Annotated in this window: 28 protein-coding genes; 20 read left to right on the plus strand and 8 right to left on the minus strand. The window is 59.2% G+C overall.

Going from position 1 to position 23,980, the window contains the following annotated elements; all coding sequences use genetic code 11:
* Nucleotides 1-26 precede the first annotated feature (26 nt).
* Both HQN82_RS14215 and HQN82_RS14220 read right to left on the minus strand, forming a co-directional pair.
* Nucleotides 27-956, minus strand: coding sequence for an ArsR/SmtB family transcription factor (locus HQN82_RS14215; RefSeq protein WP_004444928.1), 930 nt, complete (start codon nucleotides 954-956; stop codon nucleotides 27-29).
* Between the two features lie 181 nt (nucleotides 957-1,137).
* A complete protein-coding gene (locus HQN82_RS14220; RefSeq protein WP_022562627.1) occupies nucleotides 1,138-2,430 on the minus strand; it encodes an ABC transporter substrate-binding protein in 1,293 nt (430 codons plus the stop codon).
* 112 nt (nucleotides 2,431-2,542) lie between these two features.
* On the opposite strand from HQN82_RS14220, the gene HQN82_RS14225 reads away from it, so the two are divergent.
* From HQN82_RS14225 to HQN82_RS14250, 6 genes are all read left to right on the plus strand, one after another.
* Nucleotides 2,543-3,607: a LacI family DNA-binding transcriptional regulator gene (locus HQN82_RS14225; RefSeq protein ID WP_173615102.1), complete on the plus strand. Its 1,065-nt coding sequence runs from the start codon at nucleotides 2,543-2,545 to the stop codon at nucleotides 3,605-3,607.
* Entirely contained in the window at nucleotides 3,600-5,477 is a 1,878-nt protein-coding gene (locus HQN82_RS14230) for a DUF2264 domain-containing protein (protein WP_173615103.1), read from the plus strand. The genes HQN82_RS14225 and HQN82_RS14230 overlap by 8 nt, the downstream gene beginning before the upstream one ends.
* A complete protein-coding gene (locus HQN82_RS14235) occupies nucleotides 5,474-6,490 on the plus strand; it encodes a hydroxyacid dehydrogenase (RefSeq protein WP_022562630.1) in 1,017 nt (338 codons plus the stop codon). Before HQN82_RS14230 ends, HQN82_RS14235 begins: the two co-directional genes overlap by 4 nt.
* Nucleotides 6,487-7,263 carry a sugar phosphate isomerase/epimerase family protein gene (locus tag HQN82_RS14240; RefSeq protein ID WP_022562631.1) on the plus strand — a complete coding sequence of 259 codons (777 nt, stop codon included), beginning with the start codon at nucleotides 6,487-6,489 and terminating at the stop codon, nucleotides 7,261-7,263. Before HQN82_RS14235 ends, HQN82_RS14240 begins: the two co-directional genes overlap by 4 nt.
* An 87-nt stretch (nucleotides 7,264-7,350) precedes the next feature.
* Entirely contained in the window at nucleotides 7,351-7,611 is a 261-nt protein-coding gene (locus HQN82_RS14245) for a DUF4160 domain-containing protein (protein ID WP_006700539.1), read from the plus strand.
* Nucleotides 7,608-8,087: a hypothetical protein gene (locus HQN82_RS14250; RefSeq protein WP_006700540.1), complete on the plus strand. Its 480-nt coding sequence runs from the start codon at nucleotides 7,608-7,610 to the stop codon at nucleotides 8,085-8,087. Before HQN82_RS14245 ends, HQN82_RS14250 begins: the two co-directional genes overlap by 4 nt.
* An 18-nt stretch (nucleotides 8,088-8,105) precedes the next feature.
* Here the strand turns inward: HQN82_RS14250 and HQN82_RS14255 are convergent, their stop codons facing one another.
* The 4 genes from HQN82_RS14255 to HQN82_RS14270 form a co-directional block, all read right to left on the minus strand.
* The gene (locus HQN82_RS14255; RefSeq protein WP_004444934.1) at nucleotides 8,106-9,179 is read right to left on the minus strand and encodes an ABC transporter ATP-binding protein; all 1,074 of its coding nucleotides are present in this window, start codon (nucleotides 9,177-9,179) and stop codon (nucleotides 8,106-8,108) included.
* Nucleotides 9,180-9,265: 86 nt separating this feature from the next.
* A complete protein-coding gene (locus tag HQN82_RS14260) occupies nucleotides 9,266-10,141 on the minus strand; it encodes a carbohydrate ABC transporter permease (RefSeq protein WP_004444935.1) in 876 nt (291 codons plus the stop codon).
* Nucleotides 10,134-11,087, minus strand: a complete 954-nt coding sequence (locus tag HQN82_RS14265) for a carbohydrate ABC transporter permease (RefSeq protein ID WP_004444936.1) — start codon at nucleotides 11,085-11,087, stop codon at nucleotides 10,134-10,136. Before HQN82_RS14265 ends, HQN82_RS14260 begins: the two co-directional genes overlap by 8 nt.
* Before the next feature lie 6 nt (nucleotides 11,088-11,093).
* A complete protein-coding gene (locus HQN82_RS14270; protein ID WP_004444937.1) occupies nucleotides 11,094-12,383 on the minus strand; it encodes an ABC transporter substrate-binding protein in 1,290 nt (429 codons plus the stop codon).
* 117 nt (nucleotides 12,384-12,500) lie between these two features.
* Here HQN82_RS14270 and HQN82_RS14275 point away from each other — a divergent pair, with 117 nt between their 5' ends.
* The 13 genes from HQN82_RS14275 to HQN82_RS14335 all read left to right on the plus strand — a co-directional run bounded on the left by HQN82_RS14275 (nucleotide 12,501) and on the right by HQN82_RS14335 (nucleotide 21,116).
* Nucleotides 12,501-13,211: a TetR/AcrR family transcriptional regulator gene (locus tag HQN82_RS14275; RefSeq protein WP_022562633.1), complete on the plus strand. Its 711-nt coding sequence runs from the start codon at nucleotides 12,501-12,503 to the stop codon at nucleotides 13,209-13,211.
* A 247-nt stretch (nucleotides 13,212-13,458) separates the two neighbouring features.
* Entirely contained in the window at nucleotides 13,459-14,610 is a 1,152-nt protein-coding gene (locus HQN82_RS14280; protein ID WP_173615104.1) for a Gfo/Idh/MocA family protein, read from the plus strand.
* 1 nt (nucleotide 14,611) lies between these two features.
* Nucleotides 14,612-15,775, plus strand: coding sequence for a dihydrodipicolinate synthase family protein (locus tag HQN82_RS14285; RefSeq protein ID WP_022562635.1), 1,164 nt, complete (start codon nucleotides 14,612-14,614; stop codon nucleotides 15,773-15,775).
* 23 nt (nucleotides 15,776-15,798) lie between these two features.
* Nucleotides 15,799-16,620 carry a sugar phosphate isomerase/epimerase family protein gene (locus tag HQN82_RS14290; RefSeq protein WP_004444942.1) on the plus strand — a complete coding sequence of 274 codons (822 nt, stop codon included), beginning with the start codon at nucleotides 15,799-15,801 and terminating at the stop codon, nucleotides 16,618-16,620.
* 19 nt (nucleotides 16,621-16,639) lie between these two features.
* Nucleotides 16,640-17,875 carry a Gfo/Idh/MocA family protein gene (locus HQN82_RS14295; protein ID WP_006700545.1) on the plus strand — a complete coding sequence of 412 codons (1,236 nt, stop codon included), beginning with the start codon at nucleotides 16,640-16,642 and terminating at the stop codon, nucleotides 17,873-17,875.
* A 322-nt stretch (nucleotides 17,876-18,197) separates the two neighbouring features.
* The gene (locus HQN82_RS14300; RefSeq protein ID WP_022562637.1) at nucleotides 18,198-18,368 is read left to right on the plus strand and encodes a hypothetical protein; all 171 of its coding nucleotides are present in this window, start codon (nucleotides 18,198-18,200) and stop codon (nucleotides 18,366-18,368) included.
* 261 nt (nucleotides 18,369-18,629) lie between these two features.
* Nucleotides 18,630-18,839 carry a cold-shock protein gene (locus HQN82_RS14305; RefSeq protein WP_003508146.1) on the plus strand — a complete coding sequence of 70 codons (210 nt, stop codon included), beginning with the start codon at nucleotides 18,630-18,632 and terminating at the stop codon, nucleotides 18,837-18,839.
* 110 nt (nucleotides 18,840-18,949) lie between these two features.
* Nucleotides 18,950-19,240, plus strand: a complete 291-nt coding sequence (locus tag HQN82_RS14310; RefSeq protein ID WP_022562638.1) for a hypothetical protein — start codon at nucleotides 18,950-18,952, stop codon at nucleotides 19,238-19,240.
* 28 nt (nucleotides 19,241-19,268) lie between these two features.
* Nucleotides 19,269-19,505 (plus strand): 30S ribosomal protein S21, encoded by a 237-nt coding sequence (gene rpsU, locus HQN82_RS14315; protein ID WP_006700627.1) that lies wholly within the window; start codon nucleotides 19,269-19,271, stop codon nucleotides 19,503-19,505.
* A 35-nt stretch (nucleotides 19,506-19,540) separates the two neighbouring features.
* On the plus strand, nucleotides 19,541-19,756 hold the full coding sequence (locus HQN82_RS14320) for a hypothetical protein (RefSeq protein ID WP_004444958.1): 216 nt from the start codon (nucleotides 19,541-19,543) through the stop codon (nucleotides 19,754-19,756).
* Between the two features lie 43 nt (nucleotides 19,757-19,799).
* Nucleotides 19,800-19,937 (plus strand): hypothetical protein, encoded by a 138-nt coding sequence (locus HQN82_RS14325; RefSeq protein ID WP_173615105.1) that lies wholly within the window; start codon nucleotides 19,800-19,802, stop codon nucleotides 19,935-19,937.
* A 551-nt stretch (nucleotides 19,938-20,488) separates the two neighbouring features.
* Entirely contained in the window at nucleotides 20,489-20,776 is a 288-nt protein-coding gene (locus HQN82_RS14330; RefSeq protein ID WP_022562642.1) for a hypothetical protein, read from the plus strand.
* 97 nt (nucleotides 20,777-20,873) lie between these two features.
* Nucleotides 20,874-21,116 carry a hypothetical protein gene (locus HQN82_RS14335; RefSeq protein WP_006700407.1) on the plus strand — a complete coding sequence of 81 codons (243 nt, stop codon included), beginning with the start codon at nucleotides 20,874-20,876 and terminating at the stop codon, nucleotides 21,114-21,116.
* A gap of 22 nt (nucleotides 21,117-21,138) precedes the next feature.
* Here the strand turns inward: HQN82_RS14335 and HQN82_RS14340 are convergent, their stop codons facing one another.
* The gene (locus HQN82_RS14340) at nucleotides 21,139-22,236 is read right to left on the minus strand and encodes an acyltransferase family protein (RefSeq protein ID WP_022562643.1); all 1,098 of its coding nucleotides are present in this window, start codon (nucleotides 22,234-22,236) and stop codon (nucleotides 21,139-21,141) included.
* Nucleotides 22,237-22,537: 301 nt separating this feature from the next.
* Here HQN82_RS14340 and HQN82_RS14345 point away from each other — a divergent pair, with 301 nt between their 5' ends.
* Nucleotides 22,538-22,774, plus strand: coding sequence for an acyl carrier protein (locus HQN82_RS14345; RefSeq protein WP_004444965.1), 237 nt, complete (start codon nucleotides 22,538-22,540; stop codon nucleotides 22,772-22,774).
* A gap of 104 nt (nucleotides 22,775-22,878) precedes the next feature.
* Here HQN82_RS14345 and HQN82_RS14350 read toward each other — a convergent pair whose 3' ends face one another.
* Nucleotides 22,879-23,973, minus strand: a complete 1,095-nt coding sequence (locus HQN82_RS14350; RefSeq protein WP_022562644.1) for a glycoside hydrolase family 88/105 protein — start codon at nucleotides 23,971-23,973, stop codon at nucleotides 22,879-22,881.
* Between the last annotated feature and the right edge of the window lie 7 nt (nucleotides 23,974-23,980).

Raw genomic sequence — 23,980 nt, forward strand, 5'->3', positions numbered from 1 at the left:
AAATCATACTTATTAAATTTGCTGGATCAGGCAGCCGTTCGCAGGCGTAAAACGATGTCCTGGTCGTAATTTCCGAACCCGCGGCCAAATATGTTCAGCCCGCCCGGATGTTTCGCATCCGCCTTGACCTCGATGCGCAGACGGATGGAACGGTGGCTGGTCAGATCGATATCCGCGAGCGTCACATCCGAAATCCGGGTGCCATCCACAAAGGTTCCCTGGGCGGTAATCCGCCATGTTTTCAGCATACCGTATTGCGAACCGGACAGCTTCCACCAGTCCGGCGTAAATGTTCCCCGCTTGTCTCCGAAATCGCCGGGCGACGTCCAGACGCCGATTTCCCTGCCGTTGACGGACAGGGTGATGTCCGACGGCCAGTTGCTGTGGGTTCCGGGAACCTCTGAACTGACCTCCATGGAAAACTCGACTTCCTCGACCTCCCGCCCCTGAATCTTGGCGTTATTGGGGAACTGATACTCGACGAAACCCGATGTCAGCCATAACAAGGCCGTCTTCATGCGGTCCGGATCCATGAACGTATCGGGCACATCCAGAAGCCCGATAATGCCCTCCGGCGAGCAGATGCCACAGGGCGCCGTTACCGAACTTTGCGTGTAAAGACCGAGAGGCATCGCCACGGCAATATAGTTTGAGGTCGCCGGGGTTTCGGGTTTTCGGAAGGAAACGATGAGTTCGTCACAGGTGGCAAAGCAGATTTTCTGGCTGCCCTTGCGCGCCTTGCGCGTCTCGGTTCGCAGCAACCCCGCCTCCTCCAGAACGGCCACGCCGGCGGAAACGGTGGACTGGGGCAAATCCAGCCTCTGCGCAATTTCGTTGACATTGAGACCGCTCGCCTCGTGCAAGAGCTTCAAAATCTGCACGCGGATCAGCGATGCGGCCGCTTTCAGCACATCGAATTCTTTTTCAGCATCAACGAGAAGGAAATTGGGCGCCATATTCTAATCTTCAGATTTATCGATCCAGATCAGAATTTCTGGCTTAAATGCCATGCACTTGTCCAGTGCTGTTTGCCATGCAGGCGTTTCCAAACGGCGGAAAGCGGGATTCACCGCCCTCGCTTCATGAAAAAGGCATCGCCACGCGGCTGCGAGACCGCGCGGCGATGCCCTTTCGTCGTCAGCCGCGCTTGCGCAGGGTCCGCGTGCCGGTGTCGACGAGATTTTGCGCTGCTTCATCCACGGTGGCGCGGCCGAAGGCGAGCGAATCGGCGATGGGGCGCATCACGCCGCGGTCGAACTCATTGGCGCCGATCGGGGCGGGCTCCGGATAGGGATCGAGCTTGCCCGACAGGCTCTCAATGTAATCCACCGTCTTGCGCTCGGTCTCGTTGAGGGTCGGCAACAATGCCTCGCGCACGACCTTGGCGGGCGGCACGCCGCGCTCGACGCCGAGTACCTTGCCTGCTTCCAGATCGTTGACGAAGAAGTTGATGAATTTCGCCGCCGCTTCCGCGTTGGTCGAAGTGGACGAGATGGACCAGATGAGGCCCGGCCGATAATAATGCCCGGTCGGCTTGCCCGGCCCCTCACCCGGCAGCATGCCGATGGACAGCGTTTGCTTGTTGAGTTTCTGGTAACCGACAAGCTGGTTGGAATAGGCAAAACCAATGGCCGAATTGCCAAGCGTCAGCGCATTGGATTCGATGGTATTGTCGTCACGCGTCTGGATATCGGCGGAAACGCAAAGCTTGTTCTCGCGCAGGTCCTCCCAATAGGCGAACCATTCCTTGGCATCTTCCTTGTTGAAGCCGATGGTGCCGTCCTGAAACAGAAGCTTGCCGCGCTGGCGCAGCCAGACATCGAAGACATAATGATAACGCGCGCCATAGGGTACGGCCCAATAGTTGCGCTTCGCCGGGCCGTTCTTCTTGAAATCGCGCGCCAGTTCAGCAAGCGCCTTCCAGGTGATCTGATCCTGTGGAACGGAAACACCCGCTTCTTTCAGCGTGTCGGCGTCATACATCATGCAGAAGGAATTCAGCCCGAGGCCGACGCCGTAAAGCTTGCCGTCGATACGGCAGAGATCGATCTCGCTTTTGCCGAAGGTGGAAAGATCAAGCGACTTGCCGACGAACTGATCCAGCTCCATGCAGGCGCCTCGACCCGAATAATCGGCGATGGTGGAGGGTTCAAGCTGGAAGATATCGGCGACGTTTCGCCCGGCCATCGATGTCGCAAGCTTGGTCCAGTAATCGGAACCGGCGATCATTTCCCCGCTGATCTCGGTCTGCGGATTGGCCTTCTGGTAAAGAGCGATCACATCGTTGGTGCGCTTGCTGCGATCGGCAGATCCCCACCACACGCAACGAAGCCGGGTTTCAGCCGCAGCCGCGCGAAAACCGCCCGCCGCAGCACCCAGGCTCGCCAGCGCCGCCGTCACCAAAAACCCGCGTCTATCAATCATTTGCATCTGCTCCTCCCGCGTTTTGCAAATTTTTCTGATATCACTTAAATTCTTGCAAATTTTCTCTGTTTGCAATATTTGCATCATAATAGATTTTTTTGCAAGCGCAGGAGCCGATATGAACGATACGCCCGACATCAGCCGTCCGCGCCAGTCGGATATCGCCCAGCGCGCCGGGGTCTCCATCAGCACAGTCTCGCGTGTTCTCGCAGGGGAAAAAGGAATCAGCGCGTCGATCCAGACCAAGGTTCTGGGAGTTGCGGCGGAGCTCGGCTACCCCTTGCGGCCGGCAACCAACCAGGCGGTCGGTGTGCAGCTGGAAGGCAAGACAATCCTCGCGCTCATGTCCGCGGAAAGGGCGACGGGCGATATTGGCGCCTTTTACCACGATATTTTCGATGTGCTGCGCAGCCTCGCCCAGACGGACGGTTTCGAACTCGACATCAGGCTATTGCACCAGAAGCAGATCGACGATTCCCTGATCCAGCGGGTCTGTGAGGTGGACGGCCTCCTGGCCATCGGGCTCGATCCCGAGGAGGAGATCATCCACCGCATAACGCAGGGCGTACTGCAACCTGTTCTTGTCAACAGTGCTGACCCCTCCATGATGCTCGATTGCGTTTCGCCTTCCAATTTTTACGGCGGCGCGCTGGCGGCCCGGCGGCTTCTGGAACTCGGCCATCGCAAGGTCGCCTATATCGGTCCGCATCATCGCCACACTATCAGGGAGCGTATGCGCGGCTTCCGCCATACGATCCTTGAGGAAAAAGCAACGACCTATGAGGAGTTCCTGCTTTCGACGGCAGATAGCGGCTTCGGGCAGGCGGGCGACGCGGTTCGCCAGCTGCTGGCCAAAAACCCTGAACTGACAGGCATTTTCTGTATGAATGACGCAATTGCCCTTGGCGCACTCGGGGCAGCGCAGGAGCTGGGCCTCGGCGTTCCCGACGATCTTTCCATCATCGGTTTCGATGACCTGCCCTTTGCCGAACTTTCTACCCCACGTCTCAGCACGATCCGGGTCGATCGCCGCGAGATTGCGCGCGAAGCGGTTGACCTGCTGCGGCGGCGCCTGACCGAGCCTTCCGCCAATGCCCGTCAGATGCAACTTGGCGTGCAGCTGGTGGAAGGACAGACAGCCGGCAAGGCGAAAAAGACGGGAAAGGCGACACGCGATGCATGATACCATGAGCAGACCCCATATGGCGCGATTTAATCCGCTGCACGGCAATCCGCTCAAAAGCCGCGCCGATGTCCGGCGGGCGCTGGATGATAGCTTTGCGCCGCTTCTTCCCTATTTCTCGCAGGGTGGCGCAAGGGTGACGCTCAGCGGAGCGGCCGCGCACTTCGACCGGGCGGCGGCCGATCTGGAAGGCTTTGCCCGACCGCTCTGGGGCATCGCACCGCTTGCGCTGAGTGGCGATCGTTTCGACCATTGGCCGCTTCTCGCCCGGGGCATAGCCAACGGCACCGATCCTTCCCATCCTGAATACTGGGGTGATGTGCGCCAGAAGGATCAGCGGCTGGTGGAGCTCGCCGCAATCGGTTTTGCACTGCGGCTTGCGCCGCAGCATCTGTGGGAACCACTGTCCGATACACAGAAAGACAATGTGCGCCGCTATTTGCTGACCGCCCGTGAGCGCGGTTACGCCGATAATAACTGGAAGTTTTTTCGCATCATGGTCGACATGGCGCTGGATCATCTCGGTATCGAATTTGACCGCAGCCTGACCGAAACCTTCCAGAAGGAGCTCGACGATTTCTATATATCCGACGGCTGGTATCGCGACGGCAACTATCGCCGCATCGATCACTACATTGCCTTCGCCATGCATTTCTACGGGCTGATTTACGCGAAACTTAGCAAGCCTGATGACGCCTATGCCGAGCGTTACCGGCAGCGCGCACGGCTTTTCGCTGGCGATTTTGCCAGCTGGTTCGATCAGGATGGCGGAACCCTGGCTTTCGGCCGCTCCATGACCTACCGTTTTGCCTGTGGCGGTTTCTGGGCGGGCCTTGCCTTTGCCGACGAGGAGGCGCTGCCCTGGGGCGAGATCAAGGGCCTTTATCTGCAGCATCTGCGCTGGTGGGCCAAAAAGCCGATTGCCGATCGCGATGGCGTGCTCTCCATCGGCTACGCCTATCCGCAGCTCACCATGTCGGAAAGTTATAATTCTGCAGGTTCGCCCTATTGGGCTTTCAAGGCTTTCCTGCCGCTTGCCCTGCCGGAAAGTCATCGCTTCTGGCTGGCGGAGGAAAGGCTGCCCGAGCCGTCCGCAAGCCCTAAGCCGCTTGTTCATCCCGGCATGGTGATGATGCGGAGGAAAGGCAACGTCACGGCGCTCTCCAGCGGCCAGGAAAATCTCTCCATGCGCGGCGGGCCGGAAAAATACGCAAAATTCGCCTATTCCTCCCGCTACGGCTTCGGCGTGGAAGTGGACGAGCGTGGCTTCAAGACCAACGGTTTCGACAATATGCTGGCCTTTTCCGAGGACGGACTACATTACCGCGTGCGCGAGACCAACGAAAAGGTTCTGCTGGCGGGAGCAAGCCTGCGGGCGACATGGAAGCCGTTTGCCGATGTCGCCGTTGAAACCACGCTGGTTGCGGCTGGCGACTGGCATATCAGACTGCACCGGATCACCTCTGCCCGCTCCCTTTGGGTTACGGAAGGTGGCTTTGCGATCAACCGCAACGATGGCGACCGCGACGCCATGAGCGAAGAGGCCGGACGGGCGACGACGGATTGTGGCACTGACATATCGGCAATCATCGATCTCGGTTCGAGCATAGACCGGCACGGCGTGGCGCTGAAGGCACTGCCCAATACAAATCTCATCAACGCCAAGACCACCGTGCCGCAATTGCGCGGCCAGATCGCCGCCGGCGAGAGCGTTCTGATTTGCGCGGTCTTTGCCGGGGCGAGCGGCCCGGAAGGCGAGAAAACAATGGCTTCGGTTCCAGCTATTCCCGACCTGGAGGTGCTTGATCGCCTCTTCGCGAGAGAGGGCGTGCCGGTCAGCAGCATGGCGGCCAGGGGAGAGCCGCAATGACGAGCCCGATTCCGCGTCTCAGCATAGCCATGGACCCGGAACGGACCGAGCATGTGCTGACGCCGCAGGCGCTCGACAGGTTGTCAGAGAGGGTCGAGATTCTCGACACAGGCAGGATCCGCGATTTCCACGATCCCGCGGTGAGAGAGCAGCTGGCGAAAACGGATATCCTCCTGACCGGCTGGGGCTGTCCGGATATCGGCGCGCAGGAACTGGCGCTGATGCCCCGCCTCAGGCTTATCTCCCATGCTGCCGGCACGGTAAAATATTTCCTGTCGCAAGCGGTGTTCGATCGGGGCGTTACGGTGTGCAGCGCCGCAGAGGCGAATGCGCAGCCGGTCGCAGAATTTTCGCTGGCGATGATCCTGCTGGCCGGCAAGCGGACCTTCGGCTTCAGGCGTCTTTATCTGGAGCATCGCGACCGAGCCCCGGTCGAGCGATTGCAGGCGCAGGCCATCGGCAATCTCGGCCTCACGGTCGGTATCGTCGGCGCGTCACGCATCGGACGTCGCGTCATTGGTCTATTGCAGCCCTTCGATCTCAATCTCATGCTTTTCGACCCGCTTCTCGGTGCTGCGGAAGCGGAAAAGCTCGGCGTCCGTCTTGCCTCGCTCGAGGAGCTGATGGCGGCGAGCGACGTCATTTCCCTGCATGCGCCCTCCCTGCCGCAGACGCGGCATATGATTGGCGCGGCAGCGCTTGCCCGCATGAAGGACGGCGCAACCCTGATCAACACGGCGCGCGGCGCACTTGTGGATGAAGACGCGCTTCTGGCCGAACTGAAAACCGGACGCATCGAAGCCGTCATCGACGTGACCGATCCCGAAGTGCCGCCGCCGGACTCACCCTTTTACAGCCTGCCGAACGTCTTCCTGACGCCGCATATTGCCGGCGCCACCGGTCTCGAACGGGCGAGGCTCGGCGACATGGCGATTGCCGAAATCGAACGCTTCTGCTGCGCGGTGCCTTTGCAGCAGCAGGTGCGGCCCGAACATCTGGACCTGATCGCGTGAGACCTTTCGAACCCGGCCTGTGCTCCGTCACCTTCCGCTCCCTGACGCCACAGGTCGTGATAGAGCTTGCGGCCAGCAATGGCATCAGGGCGATCGAATGGGGTGCGGATGTCCATGTCCCGCCGGGCGACCTCGAAAATGCGCGGCAGGTTGCTGCGCGGACGGCAGAAGCGGGCCTCTCCGTCTCGTCCTACGGTTCCTATATCTTCGCGCCGGATTTCACACCTGACGATGTGACCAGTGTGCTCGAAACCGCAAGCGCGCTCGGCACACAGCATATCCGTATCTGGCCGGGGCAACGCAAACGTCCATCCGCCGATTACACACCCGCGGAACGCCGCGCGGCAACGGAAGCGCTGGCGACAATTGCTCACCGAGCGGAAGACTACGGCATGACAATCGGCCTCGAATATCACCCGAATTCGCTGACCGACGCCCTCCCCTCCGCCCAGCACCTGGCGCAGGATTTGCCGATGCCCAACCTGTTCTTCTACTGGCAACCCGCCCCCGGCCTGCCGCTGGAAGAGGCACTCGCGGAAATATCCGCGCTCGGCCCACGCATCTGCCATCTGCATGTTTTCGCCTGGCTCGCCGACGCCAGCCGCCTGCCGCTTGCCAACCGCGCAGACTACTGGCGGGCGTGCATCAAGGCTTTGCCTGAGGGCGAATGGACGAGACCCGCCTATGCGATGCTGGAATTCGTCAGGGGTGATGACATCGGCCAGTTTGCGGAAGACGCGCTGACGCTTCGGAAGATTCTCGACAGGTCTTAGATCCCGCCTGCTCATCATAAATATCCTGCAGCCGAACTTGCCATAGTGAAAATTATGCACCATATTTATTGAGGATATGGGTGCTGGATGGGCAAGCTGGTTCAAATTGGAAACATGATCGTACGCGTGTATGCGAACGATCACCTGCCACCACATTTCCACATCATAACACCTGATGCGGATGCCCTTGTCCACATAGAAACTCTGGAAATCCTGCGTGGAAAACTATCCCGCAGGGCGGAGGCCGAAGCTCTGGCATGGGCGAAGGCCAATGGGAGCCTGATTGTTGAGGAGTGGAATCGCACTAACCCGCGTTTTCCTATTGCAGCTAAGGGAAGCAAGTCATGACACCACGCGTCAAAGCCATCCTGCCCACCCTGCCCAGCTCACTCACGATCGACTGGGCCGATGGCAGACGGTCAACCGCCAATCTGACGGGGTGGATCGCGACGGGAGGAGAGTTACTCGCTCCCCTCCGTTCAGCGGGTATCTGGGAGACTGCGAAAGTCACCGACTATGGCGCCAGCGTGGAATGGGAAGGCGATGATCTCGCAATCGACTCCTATCATCTTTACCAGATCGCCGAGGACCAGCGCGACTTTGACGTCGACGACCTGCGCAAATGGCAGGAGGACATCGGCCTTTCCAACAATGAGGCGGCGGATTTTCTTGGTGTGACCTTGAGGACATGGAACAACTACCGCGCTGGCACACCGGTAAGCCATGCGGTGAAGATGCTGTTACGGGCCAGCCAGCGCGACCCGCTTCTATTACATGCTCATTTCCGCCCCCGGCGGCCGGGACGTCCCAGGCACGCCGCATAAGACAGTTCCTCTGCGGCACTATATCCGCCGTCCATCCGCCCCAAACAGATGCGTCTTGCCCAGATCGAAGGCAAAGGGAATCGTTTCTCCGATGCGGATCTGGCGTTGGCCATCGAGAAGCACGGTCGCTGGCTGGCCGTCGGGGGTGCTGGTGTAAACCACCGTCGAGCCACCAAGATGTTCCACGAGCTGGATGGAAGCTTCACCGAGAGAGGATTGGGCCTGCGGGTTCACATGTTCCGGGCGCACACCGAAGGTGAGCGGTTCCCCCTGCTGAGCAGTGACCGGTTTTTCAAGCACGATGCGCTGTCCCGCCACTTCGATGGTGCGGTTGGAGGTGTCGCCTGAAGCCACTTTTGCGGAGAGGAAATTCATCTTCGGTGAGCCGATGAACCCCGCAACGAACTGGTTTGCGGGATTGTTGTAGAGATCGAGCGGGCGGCCGACCTGCATGATGCGGCCGTCGCGCAGCACGACGATCTTGTCAGCCATGGTCATGGCCTCCACCTGGTCATGCGTCACATAGATCATGGTGCTGCCGAGCGTCTGGTGCAGCTTGGCAATTTCGACGCGCATCTGCACGCGCAGTTCCGCATCGAGGTTGGAAAGCGGTTCGTCGAAGAGGAAGATTTTCGGCTCGCGCACGATGGCGCGACCGATGGCGACACGCTGGCGCTGGCCGCCCGAAAGCGCCTTCGGCTTGCGCTGCAACAGCGGGCCGATCTGCAGGATATCGGCGGCCTTCTGCACCCGCGCCTCGACTTCCGGTTTTTTGTAGCCCGCCGTTTCCAGCCCGAAGGCAAGGTTCTTGTAGACACTCATATGCGGATAGAGCGCATAGGACTGGAAGACCATGGCGATGCCGCGCTTGGAGGCAGCGGTTTCGTTGACCCTCTCACCGTCGATACGCAGATCGCCTTCGGAGATTTCCTCAAGCCCGGCGATCATGCGCAGAAGCGTGGATTTGCCACAGCCCGAAGGGCCGACGAAGACGGTGAATTCGCCCGGCTCGATCTTGAGATCGATGCCGTGGATGACCGGAAAAGCGCCGAACCGCTTGACGATTTTTTCGAGCGTAATGCTGCTTGCCATGCTGTTTCTCCCGACTGTCGCGCCGCATGCGGGACGGCTGCGACAGTGTTGATTGTCTTAGAATACGTTCCCGATCCGGGATCCGTTCAGCGTTTCATTCCCGTCGTCGCGATGCCTTCAATCAGCAGCCGCTGGAAGAACAGGAAAAACAGGAAGACCGGCACCAGTGACAGGTTGGACATGGCGAAAAGCGAGGTCCAGTCCGAGCTGCCGGTGGAATCCACGAAGGACCTGAGACCAAGCTGCACGGTGTAGGTGTTGATGTCGTTCAGATAGATCAGCGGACCGAAGAAATCGTCCCAGGTCCAGATGAAGGAAAAGATGGCGGCCGTTGCCAGAACCGGCAGCGACAGGGGCAGCATGATCTTCCAGTAGATACGGAAGGGTGAGCAGCCATCCATGACAGCCGCTTCATCCAGCTCACGCGGAATACCGCGGAAGAACTGCACCATCAGGAAGATGAAGAAGGCGTCCGTCGCGAGATACTTCGGCACGATCAGCGGCAGCGATGTGTTCACCCAGCCCATTTCCAGGAACAGGATATATTGCGGGATGAGCACGACGTGATAGGGCAGCATCAGGGTGCCGAGCATCAGCGCGAACCAGAAATTGCGCCCGCCGAAGCGAAGCCTTGCAAAAGCGAACGCCGTGAGCGAGCAGCCGACCACGTTGCCGATGGTGGCCAGCACCGAAATGAAGAAGGAGTTCCAGAAGAACTGCCCAAAGCTCACCTGCAGCCCGGTCCAGCCTCTGATATAACCGCCGACATCCACCGCCGAGGGAATGAGCGAGGATGAGCCGAACAGCTCGTCCTGCGGCCGGAAGGAGCCTGAAATCATCCACAGGATCGGATAGAGCATCGCAAAGGAGGCGATGATCAGCGCCGTATGGAGCATCACTGATTTCAGCGGCGAGCGTTGCGGGCCTTGTCCCGGCCGGGGAGCGGTAACAGCGTCAGTCATCGTAATGCACCCAGTATTTCGCGCTGAGGAACGAGAAGGCCGTGAACAGCGAGATGATGATCACCAGGATCCAGGCAAGCGCCGAGGCATAACCCATGCGGAAGAAACCAAAGGCTTCCTGGTAAAGATAGAGCGTGTAGAACAGTGTCGAATTGATCGGCCCGCCGGTGCCTTCGGAAATGATGAAGGCGGGCGTGAAGGCCTTGAAGGCGTCGATCGTCTGGATCACGGCATTGAAGAAGATGACGGGCGTCAGAAGCGGCAGCGTAATGCGGAAGAACTGCCGCACCTTGCTTGCGCCATCGATTTCGGCGGCCTCATACATGTCCTGCGGAATTTGCCTCAGACCTGCGAGGAAAATGATCATCGGCGAACCGAACTGCCAGACCGACAGGATGACCAGCGTGTAGATCGAATAATCCGGATTGGAAATCCAGCTCGGCCCTTCATAACCAAAGGCCTGCCAGAGTATCATGTTGACGAGACCGTCAGAGGCGAAAAGCTGACGCCAGAGAACGGCAATCGCGACGCTGGAGCCCAACAAGGACGGCAGATAGAAAATCGCCCGATAGAGGGTGAGGCCGCGGATGCCGCGGTTGAAGGCGAGCGCCACCAGCAGCGCGAAAATCAGCTTCAGCGGCACCGACAGCAGCACATAGGTGAAGGTGACCTGCATGGCGGCGGCAAACTTCGGGTCGGCCGTGGCGATGCGCACATAATTGGCCGCACCCACCCAGTCCGGCGACTGCAACAGGTCGTAGTTGGTGAAGGACAGATAAAGCGACGCAAGCGCCGGGCCCAGCGTGAGGCCGAAAAAGCCGATCAGCCAGGGCAGGAGAAACAGGTAGGCGTGAATGTTGCGGTCGAAGATCCGCTTCAGGCCGCCCCGTTTCGGGAGAGCCGCGCCACGGCTCTCCCCCACAAGAGTTTCAGATCGAAAGGCCATAAACCATCACTTCCGTTTGATAACGGTTTCGGATTCCTTGACGAGGCGGTCACCGCCTTCTTCCGGGGTGATCTTGCCGAAGCCGACTTCTTCCGCCGTGCGTTTCAGGACAAAGGCGAATTCGCCCGCACCCGGAGGTGGCGCCGGCGGCAGATCGCCGACGCCGGGTGTAATTTCGGCGATGTATTCCACCATGCTCTTGCTGACTTCATCGAGTTTCGGGGTCAGCGCGTTGCGCATGGATTCCGACGCCGGAACGCCGCGCTCCACGCCGAGAATATCGATGCCTTCCGGCTCGGCGACGAGGAAATTGATAAACCCGACGGCCTGTTCGATACCTGCACTGCCATTGGCGACGCTGATGAGCATGGAAGGTTTAAGGTAGTGGCCGGAGGGGCCGTCCTTCGTGCTCTTCGGATAGGAGCTGATGGCAAGTTTGGCCTTGTTGAGCTTCTGATACCCGACGAACTGGTTGGAATGGGCAAATGCGGTTGCCGCTTTGCCCGTCGTCAAAGGGTTGGTTTCGATATTGAGCTGGTCGAGTGCCTGCACATCGGCGGGCACGCAGGCACCACTCTTGCGCAGATCCGCCCAGAGCGTGAACCACTTGGTCGCGTCGGTCGGATCGAAGCCGATGCCGCCATCCTGCGTGTAGAGTGACTTGCCGTTCTGGCGCAGCCAGTTTTCAAAGCTCGGCTCCACGCCGCTCGCATCGGCTGTGGCGTAATAACCGGGTTTCGGCTTGTTCTTGCTGAGCTTGGCGGCATTTTCGGCAAACTCCTCCCAAGTCTGGCCGATGGCCGGCGGTGTCGCGCCGGATTTTTCCCAGGCCGCCCTGTCAAAGAAGACGGCGCTGGAATTGACCCCCAGATTGATGCCGTAAAGCTTGCCATCGACCCTGCCGGAATCGATGTTCATCTTGCCGAAATCCTCGATCTTCAAGCCCTTGCCGATGTAATCATCCAGCGGCGCCAGCGCGCCGCGCCGGCCATATTCGAAGATGTAACGATAATCCATCTGGATCAGATCGGGCGCATTGCGGCCCGCCACCTGCGTTGCAAGGCGCGGCCAATAATCGCTCCAGCCGGCGAATTCCCCGGCGATGTCGAGATCGGGCTTCACCTGCTTGTAGGCTGCTATCGCCTTGTTGGTGCGATCGGCACGCTCCTGCGACCCCCACCACAACATGCGAAGGCGCGCGGCCTGCGCCTGCGCCGAACCACCTCCCAATGCTGCAAGCGACAGGGCCGCAAGCCCTGCCGAAAGCACAGTTCTCCTCTGAAGCATCACGGGCATTGGCAACTCCTCCCTATTGACTGCCAATTGATGATGAACGCAAACGACACTTGCCGTTTTATAACTAATTGGTTACATGGGAACACCGATCGCGAACATTGTCAAGCGGGTGCCGAAATGGAAGAAACGACTAAGAACCAGCCGTCCGATCCGGGCCCCGATCCGGCCGTGGAGAAAACGCCGCCGGCAAAGCGCAAACGGGCCACTGCCCAGGTGCGAAACCCGGAAAGAACCCGCGCCGCCATTCTTGAAGCTGCCCGCCGCGAGGTGGCCGCCAAAGGGCTGGCGGGGGCCAGAATCGATGTCGTCGCGCGCCGCGCCGGGACCAACAAGAGGATGATCTACCATTATTTCGGCGACAAGGATGCGCTTTATCTCGCCGTTCTGGAAGACGCCTACCGCCATATCCGCCACACTGAAAGACGGCTTGATCTGGCCCGTAAGGCCCCGTCCGAGGGCTTGCGGGAACTTGCGCTTTTCACCTGGCACTACTTTCTCGACCACCCCGAATTCCTGAGCATCCTCGCCACGGAAAACCTCAATAAAGCCCGGTATCTCAGGCAATCACCGACGATCACGGCGATGCACTCAAATTTCATTTCCGAGCTTGAGGACGTGCTGCGGCGTGGCAGCGACGCCGGCGAATTCCGTGACGGCCTCGACCCGATCGACGTTTATCTGACCATCGCTTCGCTCGGCGCCTTCTACCTGTCGAACAGGTTCACCCTGTCAACGATCTTCCAGCGCGACCTGACAGACCCTGCCGAACTGGAGCGATGGGGCCAGCACATCGTCGACACGTTGCTTGCTGCAGTGCGGCGGGTCTGAACGAGCCAAGCTGGATTCCTGTTTAACTACAGCGATGACGCGCCATTCGCATCCGCGAAGCGCGTCATTTTCTTTTGCGGCGCAGCGAATAACTGCAAGGGCGAGCCTTCAAACCTCATCAATTTTTCCTGTCAAAAAACACCTTGACAGATCGTGTTCTTCGACATCACAAATAACCAAATGGTTACAAATTGCCATGTTTGACGGAAGCGGCCTTGCGGGAAAAGGTCGCCTTGGGAGGAAATTCATGAAACGTATCGGCGTCATCATGCACGGCATCACCGGCCGCATGGGTTACAACCAGCATCTCGTGCGCTCCGTTCTCGCCATTCGCGATCAGGGCGGCGTGCTTTTGAAGAACGGTGAAAGGGTGATGCTTGATCCCATTCTCGTCGGCCGCAACGGCGCGAAGATCGAGGAAATCGCCAAAAAGCATAATGTCGCGCGCTGGACGACCGATATTGATGCCGCTCTCGCCAACCCTGACGACACACTTTTCTTCGACGCTGGCACGACACAGATGCGTGGCAGCCTTTTGGAAAAAGCCATCAAGGCCGGTAAGAACGTCTATTGCGAAAAACCGATTTCGGACACGATGGATGAGGCGCTGGCGATTGCCCGCCTGGCCGAAAGTGCGGGCATCAAGCACGGCGTGGTGCAGGACAAGCTGTTCCTGCCCGGCCTTCGCAAGCTCGCCATGCTGCGCGACAGCGGCTTCTTCGGCAAGATTCTCTCCGTGCGGGGCGAGTTCGGTTACTGGGTCTTCGAGGGCGACTGGCAGCCAGCGCAACGCCCCTCATGGAACTACCGCCTGAAGGATGGCGGCGGCATCATTCTCGATATGCTTTGCCACTGGCGTTATGTGCTCGACAATCTGTTCGGACCGGTGAAATCCGTGAGCTGCCTCGGCGCGACGCACATTCCGGAGCGTTTCGATGAACAGGGCAAAGCCTATAAGGCGGATGCGGACGACGCCGCCTACGCCACCTTCGAACTGGAGGGCGGAATTATCGCCCACATCAACTCTTCATGGGCGGTACGGGTGCGCCGTGACGATCTCGTCACCTTCCAGGTGGACGGCACTCACGGCTCGGCCGTCGCTGGCCTGACGAAGTGCTTCACCCAGCACCGCACCAACACGCCGAAGCCGGTATGGAACCCCGACCAGCCGCAGACCATCGACTTCTACAAGACCTGGCAGGAGGTGCCGGACAACGTCATTTATGACAACGGCTTCAAGGCACAGTGGGAAATGTTCATCCGCCACCTCGTCGATAACGACCCGTGGCCTTATGGCCTGATGGAAGGCGTGAAGGGCGTGCAGCTTGCCGAGCTGGGGCTGAAATCATGGAAGGAACGCCGCTGGCTCGACGTTCCCGCCCTTTCCTTAGGAGGCTGACATGAGTGAACTCAAGCTTCCGAAGGACGACCGCAGCATCGAGGTTTACAGATTATCCGGCACGCCGGTCGCGGTTGAAAAACGAAGTGCCGCCGATTTCAACCGCGTCGCTTTCGCAGCCGCCCACGTGGTGGCCGATCCGCTTGCCGACAACGACCCGTGGCTGACCCCCGCGATCGATTGGGACGCGACCTTGCGGTTCCGTCATCGCCTTTGGGACCTCGGCCTCGGGGTCGCGGAAGCGATGGACACGGCTCAGCGCGGCATGGGGCTGGCATGGCCGCAGGCCCAGGAGCTGATCTCCCGTTCGCTCAAGGAAGCCGCCAGCCGCAAGGATGCGCTGATTGCCTGCGGGGTGGGCACCGATCATCTGAACGGCAGCGGTTACGATCTGAATCAGATTGTCCACTCTTACCTCGAACAGCTTGATTTTGTTCAGGGAGAAGGCGGGCGCGTTATCCTGATGGCCAGCCGCGCGCTCGCCGCCGCCGCCCGTTCGCCCGATGATTACCTCAAGACCTACACCAGGGTGCTTTCCCGCGCCGAACAGAAAGTGGTGATCCACTGGCTGGGCGAAATGTTCGACCCGGCGCTCGAGGGCTACTGGGGTTCGGGCGACCATATGACCGCCATGGACACCTGCCTTGCCATGATCGAGGAGAATGCCGACAAGATCGACGGCATCAAGATTTCACTTCTCTCCAAGGAAAAGGAAATTGCCATGCGCCGCCGCCTGCCCGCTGGCGTGCGCATGTATACCGGCGACGATTTCAACTACGCCGAATTGATCGCCGGTGACGAGAAGGGCCATTCGGATGCGCTCCTTGGGATTTTCGATGCCATCGCGCCTGCTGCGTCCAAGGCGCTGGCCAGCCTGAAGCGCGGTGCTGACAATGAATTTTTCGATATTCTGGAGCCGACGGTGGCGCTTTCACGCCACATCTTCAAGGCGCCCACCCGCTTCTACAAGACCGGCGTGGTGTTCCTCGCCTATCTCAACGGATTGCAGGATCATTTCACCATGGTCGGCGGCCAGGAAAGCACCCGTTCCACGCAGCATTTCGCCGAGCTTTTCCGGCTGGCGGACAAGGCCAACGTGCTGGCTGAACCTGACCTGGCGACGCACCGGATGAAGGCATTTCTCGCCGTCCGGGGTATCAGCTGAAGCAGAACGAGGGAGGATAGAACATGAGCCTTGAAGGCCTTTCCATCAATTTCGCGACCGTGCGGCAAGGCGCAAATTTCGGTGCCATCGTGGATGCCTGCCTCGCCCATGGCATCACCACCATCTCACCGTGGCGCGAGCAGGTGAACGGTATCGGCCTTGCGGAAGCCGCCCGCATCGTTGAGCGGAACGGCCTGCGCCTGTCCGGTCATTGCCGCGGCGGTTTTTTCCCGGCTCCTGACGCTGAAGGCCGACGTCTCGCCATCGAGGACAATAAACGCGCCGTCGATGAGGCCGCCGCCATGAAGGCCGACTGCCTTGTGCTTGTCGTGGGCGGCCTGCCCGCCGGTTCGCGCGATCTGAAAGGTGCGCGGCAGATGGTGGAGGACGGCATGGCAGAACTTCTTCCTTATGCGCGGGCTGCCGGCGTGCCGCTCGCCATTGAACCGCTGCATCCTTTCTATGCCGCGGACCGCGCCTGCATCAACACGCTGAAACAATCGCTCGACCTCTGTGACCGGCTGGGTGCCGGCACCGGCGTGGCCATCGATGTCTATCATGTCTGGTGGGACCCGGAACTGGAGGAGCAGGTGGCGCGGGCCGGCAGGAATGGCCAGATTCTCGCCCATCACATCTGCGACTGGCTGGTGCCCACCACTGACCCGCTCAACGATCGCGGCATGATGGGAGATGGTGTGATTGACCTCAAGGCATTTCGCGCCATGATCGAGGCTGCGGGCTTCCACGGCCCGCAGGAAGTGGAAATCTTTTCGCATCGCTGGCAGGCGCGCCCGGTGGACGAGGTCCTCGCCACCGTGGTCGAGCGTTTCAAGACTGTTTGTTGATAGATCTGGGAGAGAGACAATGCCTGAAAGGGTGAAACGCAAACGCTATGCGCTGGTCGGCACCGGCAATCGTGGCACCACCATGTGGGGCCGCGAATTGCTGGCCGGCTGGAGCGACTATGTCGAACTCGTCGGCATTTGCGACCTGAACCTGATGCGCGCCGAGCGCGCCCGCGCCATGATGGGATCGAGCGCACCGCTTTACGACGATTTCGACCGGATGATGGAAGAGCAGCGCCCGGAGCTGGTGATCGTCTGCACGCCCGACGATACGCATGACGACATCATCATCCGCGCGCTGGAAGGCGGGGCAGACGTCATCAGCGAAAAGCCGATGACCACCACCCCCGAAAAGATTGACCGGATTCGCGCAGCCGAGGCCAAAAGCGGTCGCCGGGTCGATGTCTCCTTCAATTATCGCTTCTCTCCCACCGCCGCCCGCATCAAGGAACTGATCGACGAAGGCGCCATCGGCACCGTTACCTCGGTGGATTTCCACTGGTATCTCGATAACCAGCACGGCGCGGATTATTTCCGCCGGTGGCACGCCTTCACCGAACATTCCGGCAGCCTGTTCGTGCACAAGGCCACGCACCATTTCGACCTCCTTAACTGGTATCTCGACTCCGACCCCGTCGAGGTGAAGGGCTTCGGGCAATTGCTGCATTATGGCAAGAACGGCCCGTTCCGCGGAACGCGCTGTCGCACCTGTCCGCACAAGAATGAGTGTGATTATTTCATGGACCTCGGCGCCGATCCTTTCCTCGATGCCCTCTACGAGGACCCGTCGAGCATTGACGGATACATGCGTGATGCCTGCGTCTTCCGGGAGGACATCGACATTCCCGATACCATGAGCGCTTCGATCCGTTATGCCAGCGGCGTGCAGGTTTCCTATTCACTCAACACCTACATGCCGATAGAGGGTCACCACATCGCCTTCAACGGCCACAAGGGTCGCATCGAGATGCGCCAATATGAAAAGCAGCCCTGGACGGAGCCGCCGGCCGATGAAATCCTGCTGGTGAAGAGCTTCGGCGGCGGTGTTGAGCACATCTGGGTGCCGCATGAGCCGGGCGGCCATTATGGCGGCGACAACCGCATGCGCGACATGATCTTCAAGCCCGGCTCCAACGACCGGCTGCGGCAGCGGGCTGGTTCGCGCGCTGGCGCCATGTCGGTTCTGACAGGCGTGGCGGCACTGAAAAGTGCGCTGGAAGGCGGCTCCCAGCCGGTGAAATCCCTGCCCCTCTAGCTGCCTCGGCCCGTGGTGCCATCCGCCACGGGCAACCACCAAAAAGAACGGGCGATATTCCGCAGATTACGCACTCCTTCCATACCGGTAAATTGATTGCCGGGGGAAGAAAGAGTGAGTCATGTCCAGTTTGCAATCCATCGTTCCGCTCATCATCATCGGCGTCAGCCTCGTCGTATTCTTCAAATGGGTGGGGCGCGACATGAATCGGGAAGAGAAGAAGCCGCGCTCCCGCCGCTGACCGATCACGCCCGCCCGCGCCCTTGCACGGTTACGGAACCTCGTCCTGCCGTCGGCGTTTCCCTGTCAGAAGGAGAACGCCATGACGCAAGAGCAAAAGACGAAAAATGACGACAACAGGGCTTCGAAGGCCAGCGACATTCCTCCTGCAGGTCCGCACGCCAAACCTTCCCTGACCGACCATGAAAAGACACCAGGCGCAGGAAGCCTGCCGGATGGCGACAGCAAGGACGTCACGCCTGGCGCCGGCTGATGACCATTTGCGCCGAAATATCATACATTTATTATATTTCGGCGCATTAACAGTAACTTAGCCCCCGAACCGTCGCGAAATACCTGTTTCTTCACGGTGGTCATTGCAAAATCGAAAATTGAGCTTATATTTGCCTTATCGACCATTGCTTGTGACGTCGTTCTGGAACAGACTGTTCCCCGTCGGATTTCCTCTCAAATAATCGATCTTATCCCGCAAGGTATCGCGGGAACCACAACGATTCTACGAAAGGAAATCGTTATGAACACTGGTACTGTAAAGTGGTTTAACGCCACCAAGGGCTTCGGCTTCATTCAGCCTGACAATGGCGGCACGGACGTTTTCGTTCACATTTCCGCTGTCGAGCGCGCTGGCATGCGTTCTCTGAACGACGGCCAGAAGATCAGCTACGAGATCGTCCAGGACCGTCGGTCCGGAAAGAGCTCTGCCGACAACCTTCAGGCAGCTTGATATTCGTCATTTTGGCACCGCAGACCACGGATGTACTGGCTGCGCTTGCCGATGACTGTGAGAGGTCGGGTTAAAGCCCGGCCTTTTGTTTTTGGGCCATGGAGGTCCTCATGCGTAAAAATTCCTATCATTGCGGTGACACCGTCTTTTTGAAGTCCGGCGTCCTTGGCAATGCACAGCCCGATGGTCCCGGCCGGATCGTGTCAGTCATGCCCGAAGCCCAGGGAACGGTTCGTTACAGGGTGCGTTTCCAGCACGAGAATTTTGAGCGCAGCGTCGCAGTCGATGAGATAGACGCATCGATGTCGACGGCCTCGCGGCTAGGCAAAGGCGAAAGCCTCTCGCCACGCGAAACCGGATCAAGCTGGATCAACCTGAACACGATCAAAATCAGAAAGTAGCGGCATTGGCCGCTTAAAGGAGATAGTCTTGCAGGTACTCGTTAGAGACAACAATGTTGAACAGGCCCTTCGCGTCCTGAAAAAGAGAATGCAGCGTGAAGGCATTTTCCGCGAGATGCGCGCCCGCGAATCCTATGAAAAGCCGTCGGAAAAGCGTGTTCGCGAAGAAGCCGAAGCCGTACGCCGCCACCGCAAGCTGGAGAAAAAGAAGATGCAGCGCGAAGGGCTGCTGCCAGCGCCCAAAAAGGCCGCCCGTACCCGGTAAACGCCCTACACCGCACTTCCGCGAAGGAGACTGCCATGGCCGCCACGAAAGAAGTTTTTTTCAAGCCCGGTAAACTGTCCGCTCAGGACAAAGCATCATTGACCGACAGCGCGGCAAAGCAGATCATCAACGCCGAAGCCGACCAGCGCGCCCGCAAGACGGAACGCCTTCGCCAGCTTCGCGAGGCACAGGAAGCGGCGGTTGTCGCCGCTGATCCGGTGCCCGCAAAGAAACGATCCGGTAACAGATAGCGGGCGCTTTTACATCACCCGGTCAACGCAGGAGGACGACACCATGGCAAAGGGTCAGTTGCGCAGTAACAAGGAAATCCGCAAGCCGAAGAAGGACAAGACGAAAGCACCCGCCGCGGCGCCAGCCGGTTCGCAGGTGAAGTTCGCAAACGCCACGACAGCGGATGGCAAGAAGACGTAGGGCACGGTATCGGCGCGCAGGTCACGACGATAAATGTCTCGTCTGGGAGACCGGACTTGTTTTGGCCATATTGCTCTTCTATATATTTCCCGTAGCAACTGCTGGTGAGCGCGAATGAAATCGTCGTTCGCAGTTGTTTTAGTCGCTTCAGACTTTTGACCACGGATGTACTGGCACTGGTGTTGAGAGCGATATGAGGAAGGTCGGTGCAATATTGCCCCGGCCTTTTTTGTTGTCGTGAGCAGCCGAAGATAAATATGCACGACTGCCGCCGACTGCGACGGAATTAACTTGCCTATGCCGCCTAATGGGCGCACCCTCCCAATCACTGAAAAGGGCGTTACCGCCGCTTTACGACGGCCGCTGAAGCCCTCGTCCTGCCCATGTCGTTGACCCGCAGGAACGATACGGACCCACACGACATGAATGTCCAAGGCGCGACGCTTTAATGGGACGGCCTGTCCCTCGGATGCACGGAAGCGGCGTCGCATGACGTCCGCAGCGACGCGAGACACCACAGTTTTGGTGAACCCCATAGAAAGGAGGACGTGATGTCTTCCGCATATGAAAATTGCATCATTTCGTCACAGGACCTCAAGATGCTCCAGTCGGTGCTGGCAGACCTCGGTTATGACCGGCACACCATGGACGAGGAGGTCATGCTTTACAACAATGCCGCCCGAAAGGTGATCCAGCTGTTTCAGGGCGGGCTGACCGACCCTGCCGAGCTTTCGAAGGAAATGCGCTTTCTTTTTGGCGTTCATAAACATGAACGCAGTAAATCATGGAAACCGTTGCCACGTTACGCGATCCAGGGGCTGCCGCCTCTTTACCGATAACGGCGCGCTTCCATCCATGACGACAGGGAAACCAGGCCTTCAAAATCACCGATGAAAATAACGGCTTGGCAAATGATGTATATCAGGCAACACTGAAATGGATACCTCCGTGCGCGGATCTGGCGGCACGAAGGTGGCGGATGGAACATGCGCGCTGAAGGCCGGGACAGGCCTCGACGTCAGCGGGTTTCATACCGGCGAGTTTGCGTCTGCGTGGAGAGAGAGTATGACGTATGACTGGAGCGGCCGCAGAATGCGCCGCATGCGAGCGGCGAAACTGACGATCATCAGCCTTGTGGCCGCCTTTGTGCTGACCGCGCCTATCTTTGCCCACTACTGAATTTCAGGCCCGCTTGTTTCGACTAGACGGGCTGGCGGGTTTCTGCGCGTTTCCGCAGACGGTTTTTCACCCATTTCTGAACGGGCTGATCGTAACGGACCGTCAGCCACCATGAAATCCACGTCGTGCCGATGAGAAACAGGACGCCGGCCGGCAGGGCGATATTCTGCTGCGTGATGGACGGGACCAAAAACTCCGTCCATGCCAGAAGCGGAATATGCAGGACATAGACGGCGTAAGACGCCGTACCAAGAAACCCCGAAAGTGCACTCACCATGGGGCCCGGCACCGTTCGGCTGGCCACGAACAGCAGCAGCGGCCAGAGGAGCAGGACGATTGCGAGGTCGAAGAAGGGCCGGACTTCGCGTGATACGGGCACGGCAAGGATAACACAGACGAGCACCAGACACAGCGCGGCCTGGACGGGCTTCAGCTCCGGCACACGGTTGCGGAACCGGTAAACCAGCACGCCGGCGAAAAACGAAAAGAATACCCGGCCCATGCCGGCATACATTTCATGCCAACGGAAACCGAGATGCAGCTTTCCAGACGCGGCGGCGGCCACCACCAGTACAATGGCGCTGGCAACAATGACGGCTGCGATCTGTTTCACCGTCGCCCGCACGCCCCAGCGGGCATAGACCACGTTCACCACCAGTTCGTTGAAAAGCGACCACGCCGGGCTGACGAGAAACAGCGCGCCATTGAGGGTCAACGTGAAAGGCGCCGGCAGAAAGAGAAGCCCCGTCACCAGCGCAAAGGCCAGTTCACCGGGATCGATGAGACGATGCAGATCGTCGATCGGCGTCGGCAGACCCAGCACATAAAGGCAGATGAAATAGGCCACCATCAACGCCAGTGCCAGCACATAAAGCGGATAAAGTCGGGCGAAGCGCGCCTTCATGAAAAAGCCGGGCGTGATAGCCCCGTCACGCAATCTGACGCCATAGGCGTGAGCGAGCACGAAGCCGCTGAGAGCAAAAAACAGATCAACGGCAAGATAGCTCGAGGCCGGATCCCTGCCGAAAAACTGCTCGGCATGGCGATGGACGATAAAGAGCGCAGCCACGCCCCTTATGCCGTCAAGCAAGATGAAGCGTTCCGGGGATGATGGGGCCATGGCGTTGATGCTCGATGAGATAGCGGCAATTGTTCAATGGAAACCAGCTTTACCGCGTCCCGGTTCTCCGCTTCCAGTCACAAACCGTTTAATCTTGCAGTCGCCGCGAATTTTTCCGGACATGGGGTCGAGGCCGGCACCCTTTCGCAGCGGAGAAAGGCGTGCTACGTCCGGATGTCATCGATGTTTCGACCCCGTGACACAGCCGTGTTGTTCCTGCAAATGTGTGATTTTGCAAGAACAAGTTCCGGCAATGTCCATGGGGCAGGTTCGGCGACAACAACTCTCGCGGAGCCTTCTCATGCCCACAATTGCCGAACGTATCAGAAAAATCATCGTGGACCAGCTTGGCGCAGACCCTGCCGCCGTCGTGGACGATGCCAGTTTCGCCGACGATCTCGGTGCAGACTCTCTGGAAATAGTTCAGGTGGTCATGGAGATCGAAGAGGAATTCGGGGTGGAGATTCCGGATTCCGCCGCAAATACGATCCTGACCGTCGGCGACGCCATCCGCTTCATCGAAAAAAGCACGGCTTGACGGTGAAGCGCCGGAGGCGGGCCTGATCCGCCGATAGCGCCGCAACCGGGCCAAATTTCGGGGAGTCCCGCTCTAACTATCCTGCTCATCGAGGTGGTGGCACATCAGACCAGCAGGAGATTTTCGGCAAAGGCCATCATCAGGGGACCCACTCCCTTGGCGTCATCGCTAACCACTGGCTCGGTCAGATAATATTCCGGCGAGCCGTCGCGATAATTGCCCTCGAAACCACCAAGTCCAGCGACGTGTACGATACCGGCAAGACGAGTGACACCGTCTTCGCCCGCCAGAAGCCGGGTCTCCAGCAGAGCCGAAAGCGCGCGACGACCTGCGGACAAAGCCACGCCCGCCGCCTCTCCCTGCAACAGCCCAAGACGGACCGCACGCAGCAGCGCATAGGAGAACATGGCGGAGGCGGATGTCTCCTCGTAATTGCCCTCCAGATCCGGATTATCGAGAACCTGCATCCACAGACCGGTGCCTGTCTGGCGTGCGACGATCTCAGCCAGGAGGCGCCGTGTGCTCTGTCGCAATTCATTTGTCGGGCCATCATCCGGCAGGATCGTGAGCGCATCCACCAGCGCCATGGCCAGCCAGCCGACCGCACGGGCCCAGACGGCCGGCGATTTGCCGGTCTGCGGATCGGCCCAGCGCTGGGTGCGGCTTTCATCGTAGCCATGAACATAGAGCCCGCCGGTATCGGCCGTCAGGGCGAGTGCCGTTGAAAACTGCCTCAGCGCGTCGTCGATCAGTTCGCCCCGCCCCGTTGCCTGCGCATATTCAATCTGGAACGGAAGAGCCATATAGAGACCGTCCAGCCAAACCTGATGCGGATAGCGTTTCTTGTGCCAGTAATTGCCGCAGGCGATGCGTGGATGGCTGCGTAGCTGCCCCGCCAGATGGTCCGCGGCAGCGAGATACCGTGGGTCACCCGTTTCTTCCGAAAGGGGAAAGAGGATACGGCCGGCAAGAATATGGTCGATATTATATTCCTGCGGATCGTAACCGGCGAGTGCGCCGTCGGTCGCTATCTGCACATCGGCGAGCCGGTGCAGATGGTCGCTCCAGCGCGCCTCTCCGGTGGCCTCGGACAGCTGCTGCAGGCCGCGGTAGATGCATCCATCCTCATAACACCAGCTGCCGCCCTTGTAATGCCTATAATGACTGCAGAATTGCTCAAAATATTCAGTGGCTTTCATGGATTTT

It is taken from the genome of Agrobacterium pusense, from assembly GCF_013285525.1.
GTDB classification, from domain to species: domain Bacteria; phylum Pseudomonadota; class Alphaproteobacteria; order Rhizobiales; family Rhizobiaceae; genus Agrobacterium; species Agrobacterium pusense.

Coding starts and splice junctions, on each gene's coding strand:
- HQN82_RS14215 (WP_004444928.1), bottom strand. CDS start 956: ATGGCGCCCAATTTCCTTCTCGTTGATGCTGAAAAAGAATTCGATGTG.
- HQN82_RS14220 (WP_022562627.1), bottom strand. CDS start 2,430: ATGCAAATGATTGATAGACGCGGGTTTTTGGTGACGGCGGCGCTGGCG.
- HQN82_RS14225 (WP_173615102.1), top strand. CDS start 2,543: ATGAACGATACGCCCGACATCAGCCGTCCGCGCCAGTCGGATATCGCC.
- HQN82_RS14230 (WP_173615103.1), top strand. CDS start 3,600: ATGCATGATACCATGAGCAGACCCCATATGGCGCGATTTAATCCGCTG.
- HQN82_RS14235 (WP_022562630.1), top strand. CDS start 5,474: ATGACGAGCCCGATTCCGCGTCTCAGCATAGCCATGGACCCGGAACGG.
- HQN82_RS14245 (WP_006700539.1), top strand. CDS start 7,351: ATGGGCAAGCTGGTTCAAATTGGAAACATGATCGTACGCGTGTATGCG.
- HQN82_RS14250 (WP_006700540.1), top strand. CDS start 7,608: ATGACACCACGCGTCAAAGCCATCCTGCCCACCCTGCCCAGCTCACTC.
- HQN82_RS14255 (WP_004444934.1), bottom strand. CDS start 9,179: ATGGCAAGCAGCATTACGCTCGAAAAAATCGTCAAGCGGTTCGGCGCT.
- HQN82_RS14260 (WP_004444935.1), bottom strand. CDS start 10,141: ATGACTGACGCTGTTACCGCTCCCCGGCCGGGACAAGGCCCGCAACGC.
- HQN82_RS14265 (WP_004444936.1), bottom strand. CDS start 11,087: ATGGCCTTTCGATCTGAAACTCTTGTGGGGGAGAGCCGTGGCGCGGCT.
- HQN82_RS14270 (WP_004444937.1), bottom strand. CDS start 12,383: ATGCCCGTGATGCTTCAGAGGAGAACTGTGCTTTCGGCAGGGCTTGCG.
- HQN82_RS14275 (WP_022562633.1), top strand. CDS start 12,501: ATGGAAGAAACGACTAAGAACCAGCCGTCCGATCCGGGCCCCGATCCG.
- HQN82_RS14280 (WP_173615104.1), top strand. CDS start 13,459: ATGAAACGTATCGGCGTCATCATGCACGGCATCACCGGCCGCATGGGT.
- HQN82_RS14285 (WP_022562635.1), top strand. CDS start 14,612: ATGAGTGAACTCAAGCTTCCGAAGGACGACCGCAGCATCGAGGTTTAC.
- HQN82_RS14290 (WP_004444942.1), top strand. CDS start 15,799: ATGAGCCTTGAAGGCCTTTCCATCAATTTCGCGACCGTGCGGCAAGGC.
- HQN82_RS14295 (WP_006700545.1), top strand. CDS start 16,640: ATGCCTGAAAGGGTGAAACGCAAACGCTATGCGCTGGTCGGCACCGGC.
- HQN82_RS14300 (WP_022562637.1), top strand. CDS start 18,198: ATGACGCAAGAGCAAAAGACGAAAAATGACGACAACAGGGCTTCGAAG.
- HQN82_RS14305 (WP_003508146.1), top strand. CDS start 18,630: ATGAACACTGGTACTGTAAAGTGGTTTAACGCCACCAAGGGCTTCGGC.
- HQN82_RS14310 (WP_022562638.1), top strand. CDS start 18,950: ATGCGTAAAAATTCCTATCATTGCGGTGACACCGTCTTTTTGAAGTCC.
- HQN82_RS14320 (WP_004444958.1), top strand. CDS start 19,541: ATGGCCGCCACGAAAGAAGTTTTTTTCAAGCCCGGTAAACTGTCCGCT.
- HQN82_RS14325 (WP_173615105.1), top strand. CDS start 19,800: ATGGCAAAGGGTCAGTTGCGCAGTAACAAGGAAATCCGCAAGCCGAAG.
- HQN82_RS14330 (WP_022562642.1), top strand. CDS start 20,489: ATGTCTTCCGCATATGAAAATTGCATCATTTCGTCACAGGACCTCAAG.
- HQN82_RS14335 (WP_006700407.1), top strand. CDS start 20,874: ATGGATACCTCCGTGCGCGGATCTGGCGGCACGAAGGTGGCGGATGGA.
- HQN82_RS14340 (WP_022562643.1), bottom strand. CDS start 22,236: ATGGCCCCATCATCCCCGGAACGCTTCATCTTGCTTGACGGCATAAGG.
- HQN82_RS14345 (WP_004444965.1), top strand. CDS start 22,538: ATGCCCACAATTGCCGAACGTATCAGAAAAATCATCGTGGACCAGCTT.
- HQN82_RS14350 (WP_022562644.1), bottom strand. CDS start 23,973: ATGAAAGCCACTGAATATTTTGAGCAATTCTGCAGTCATTATAGGCAT.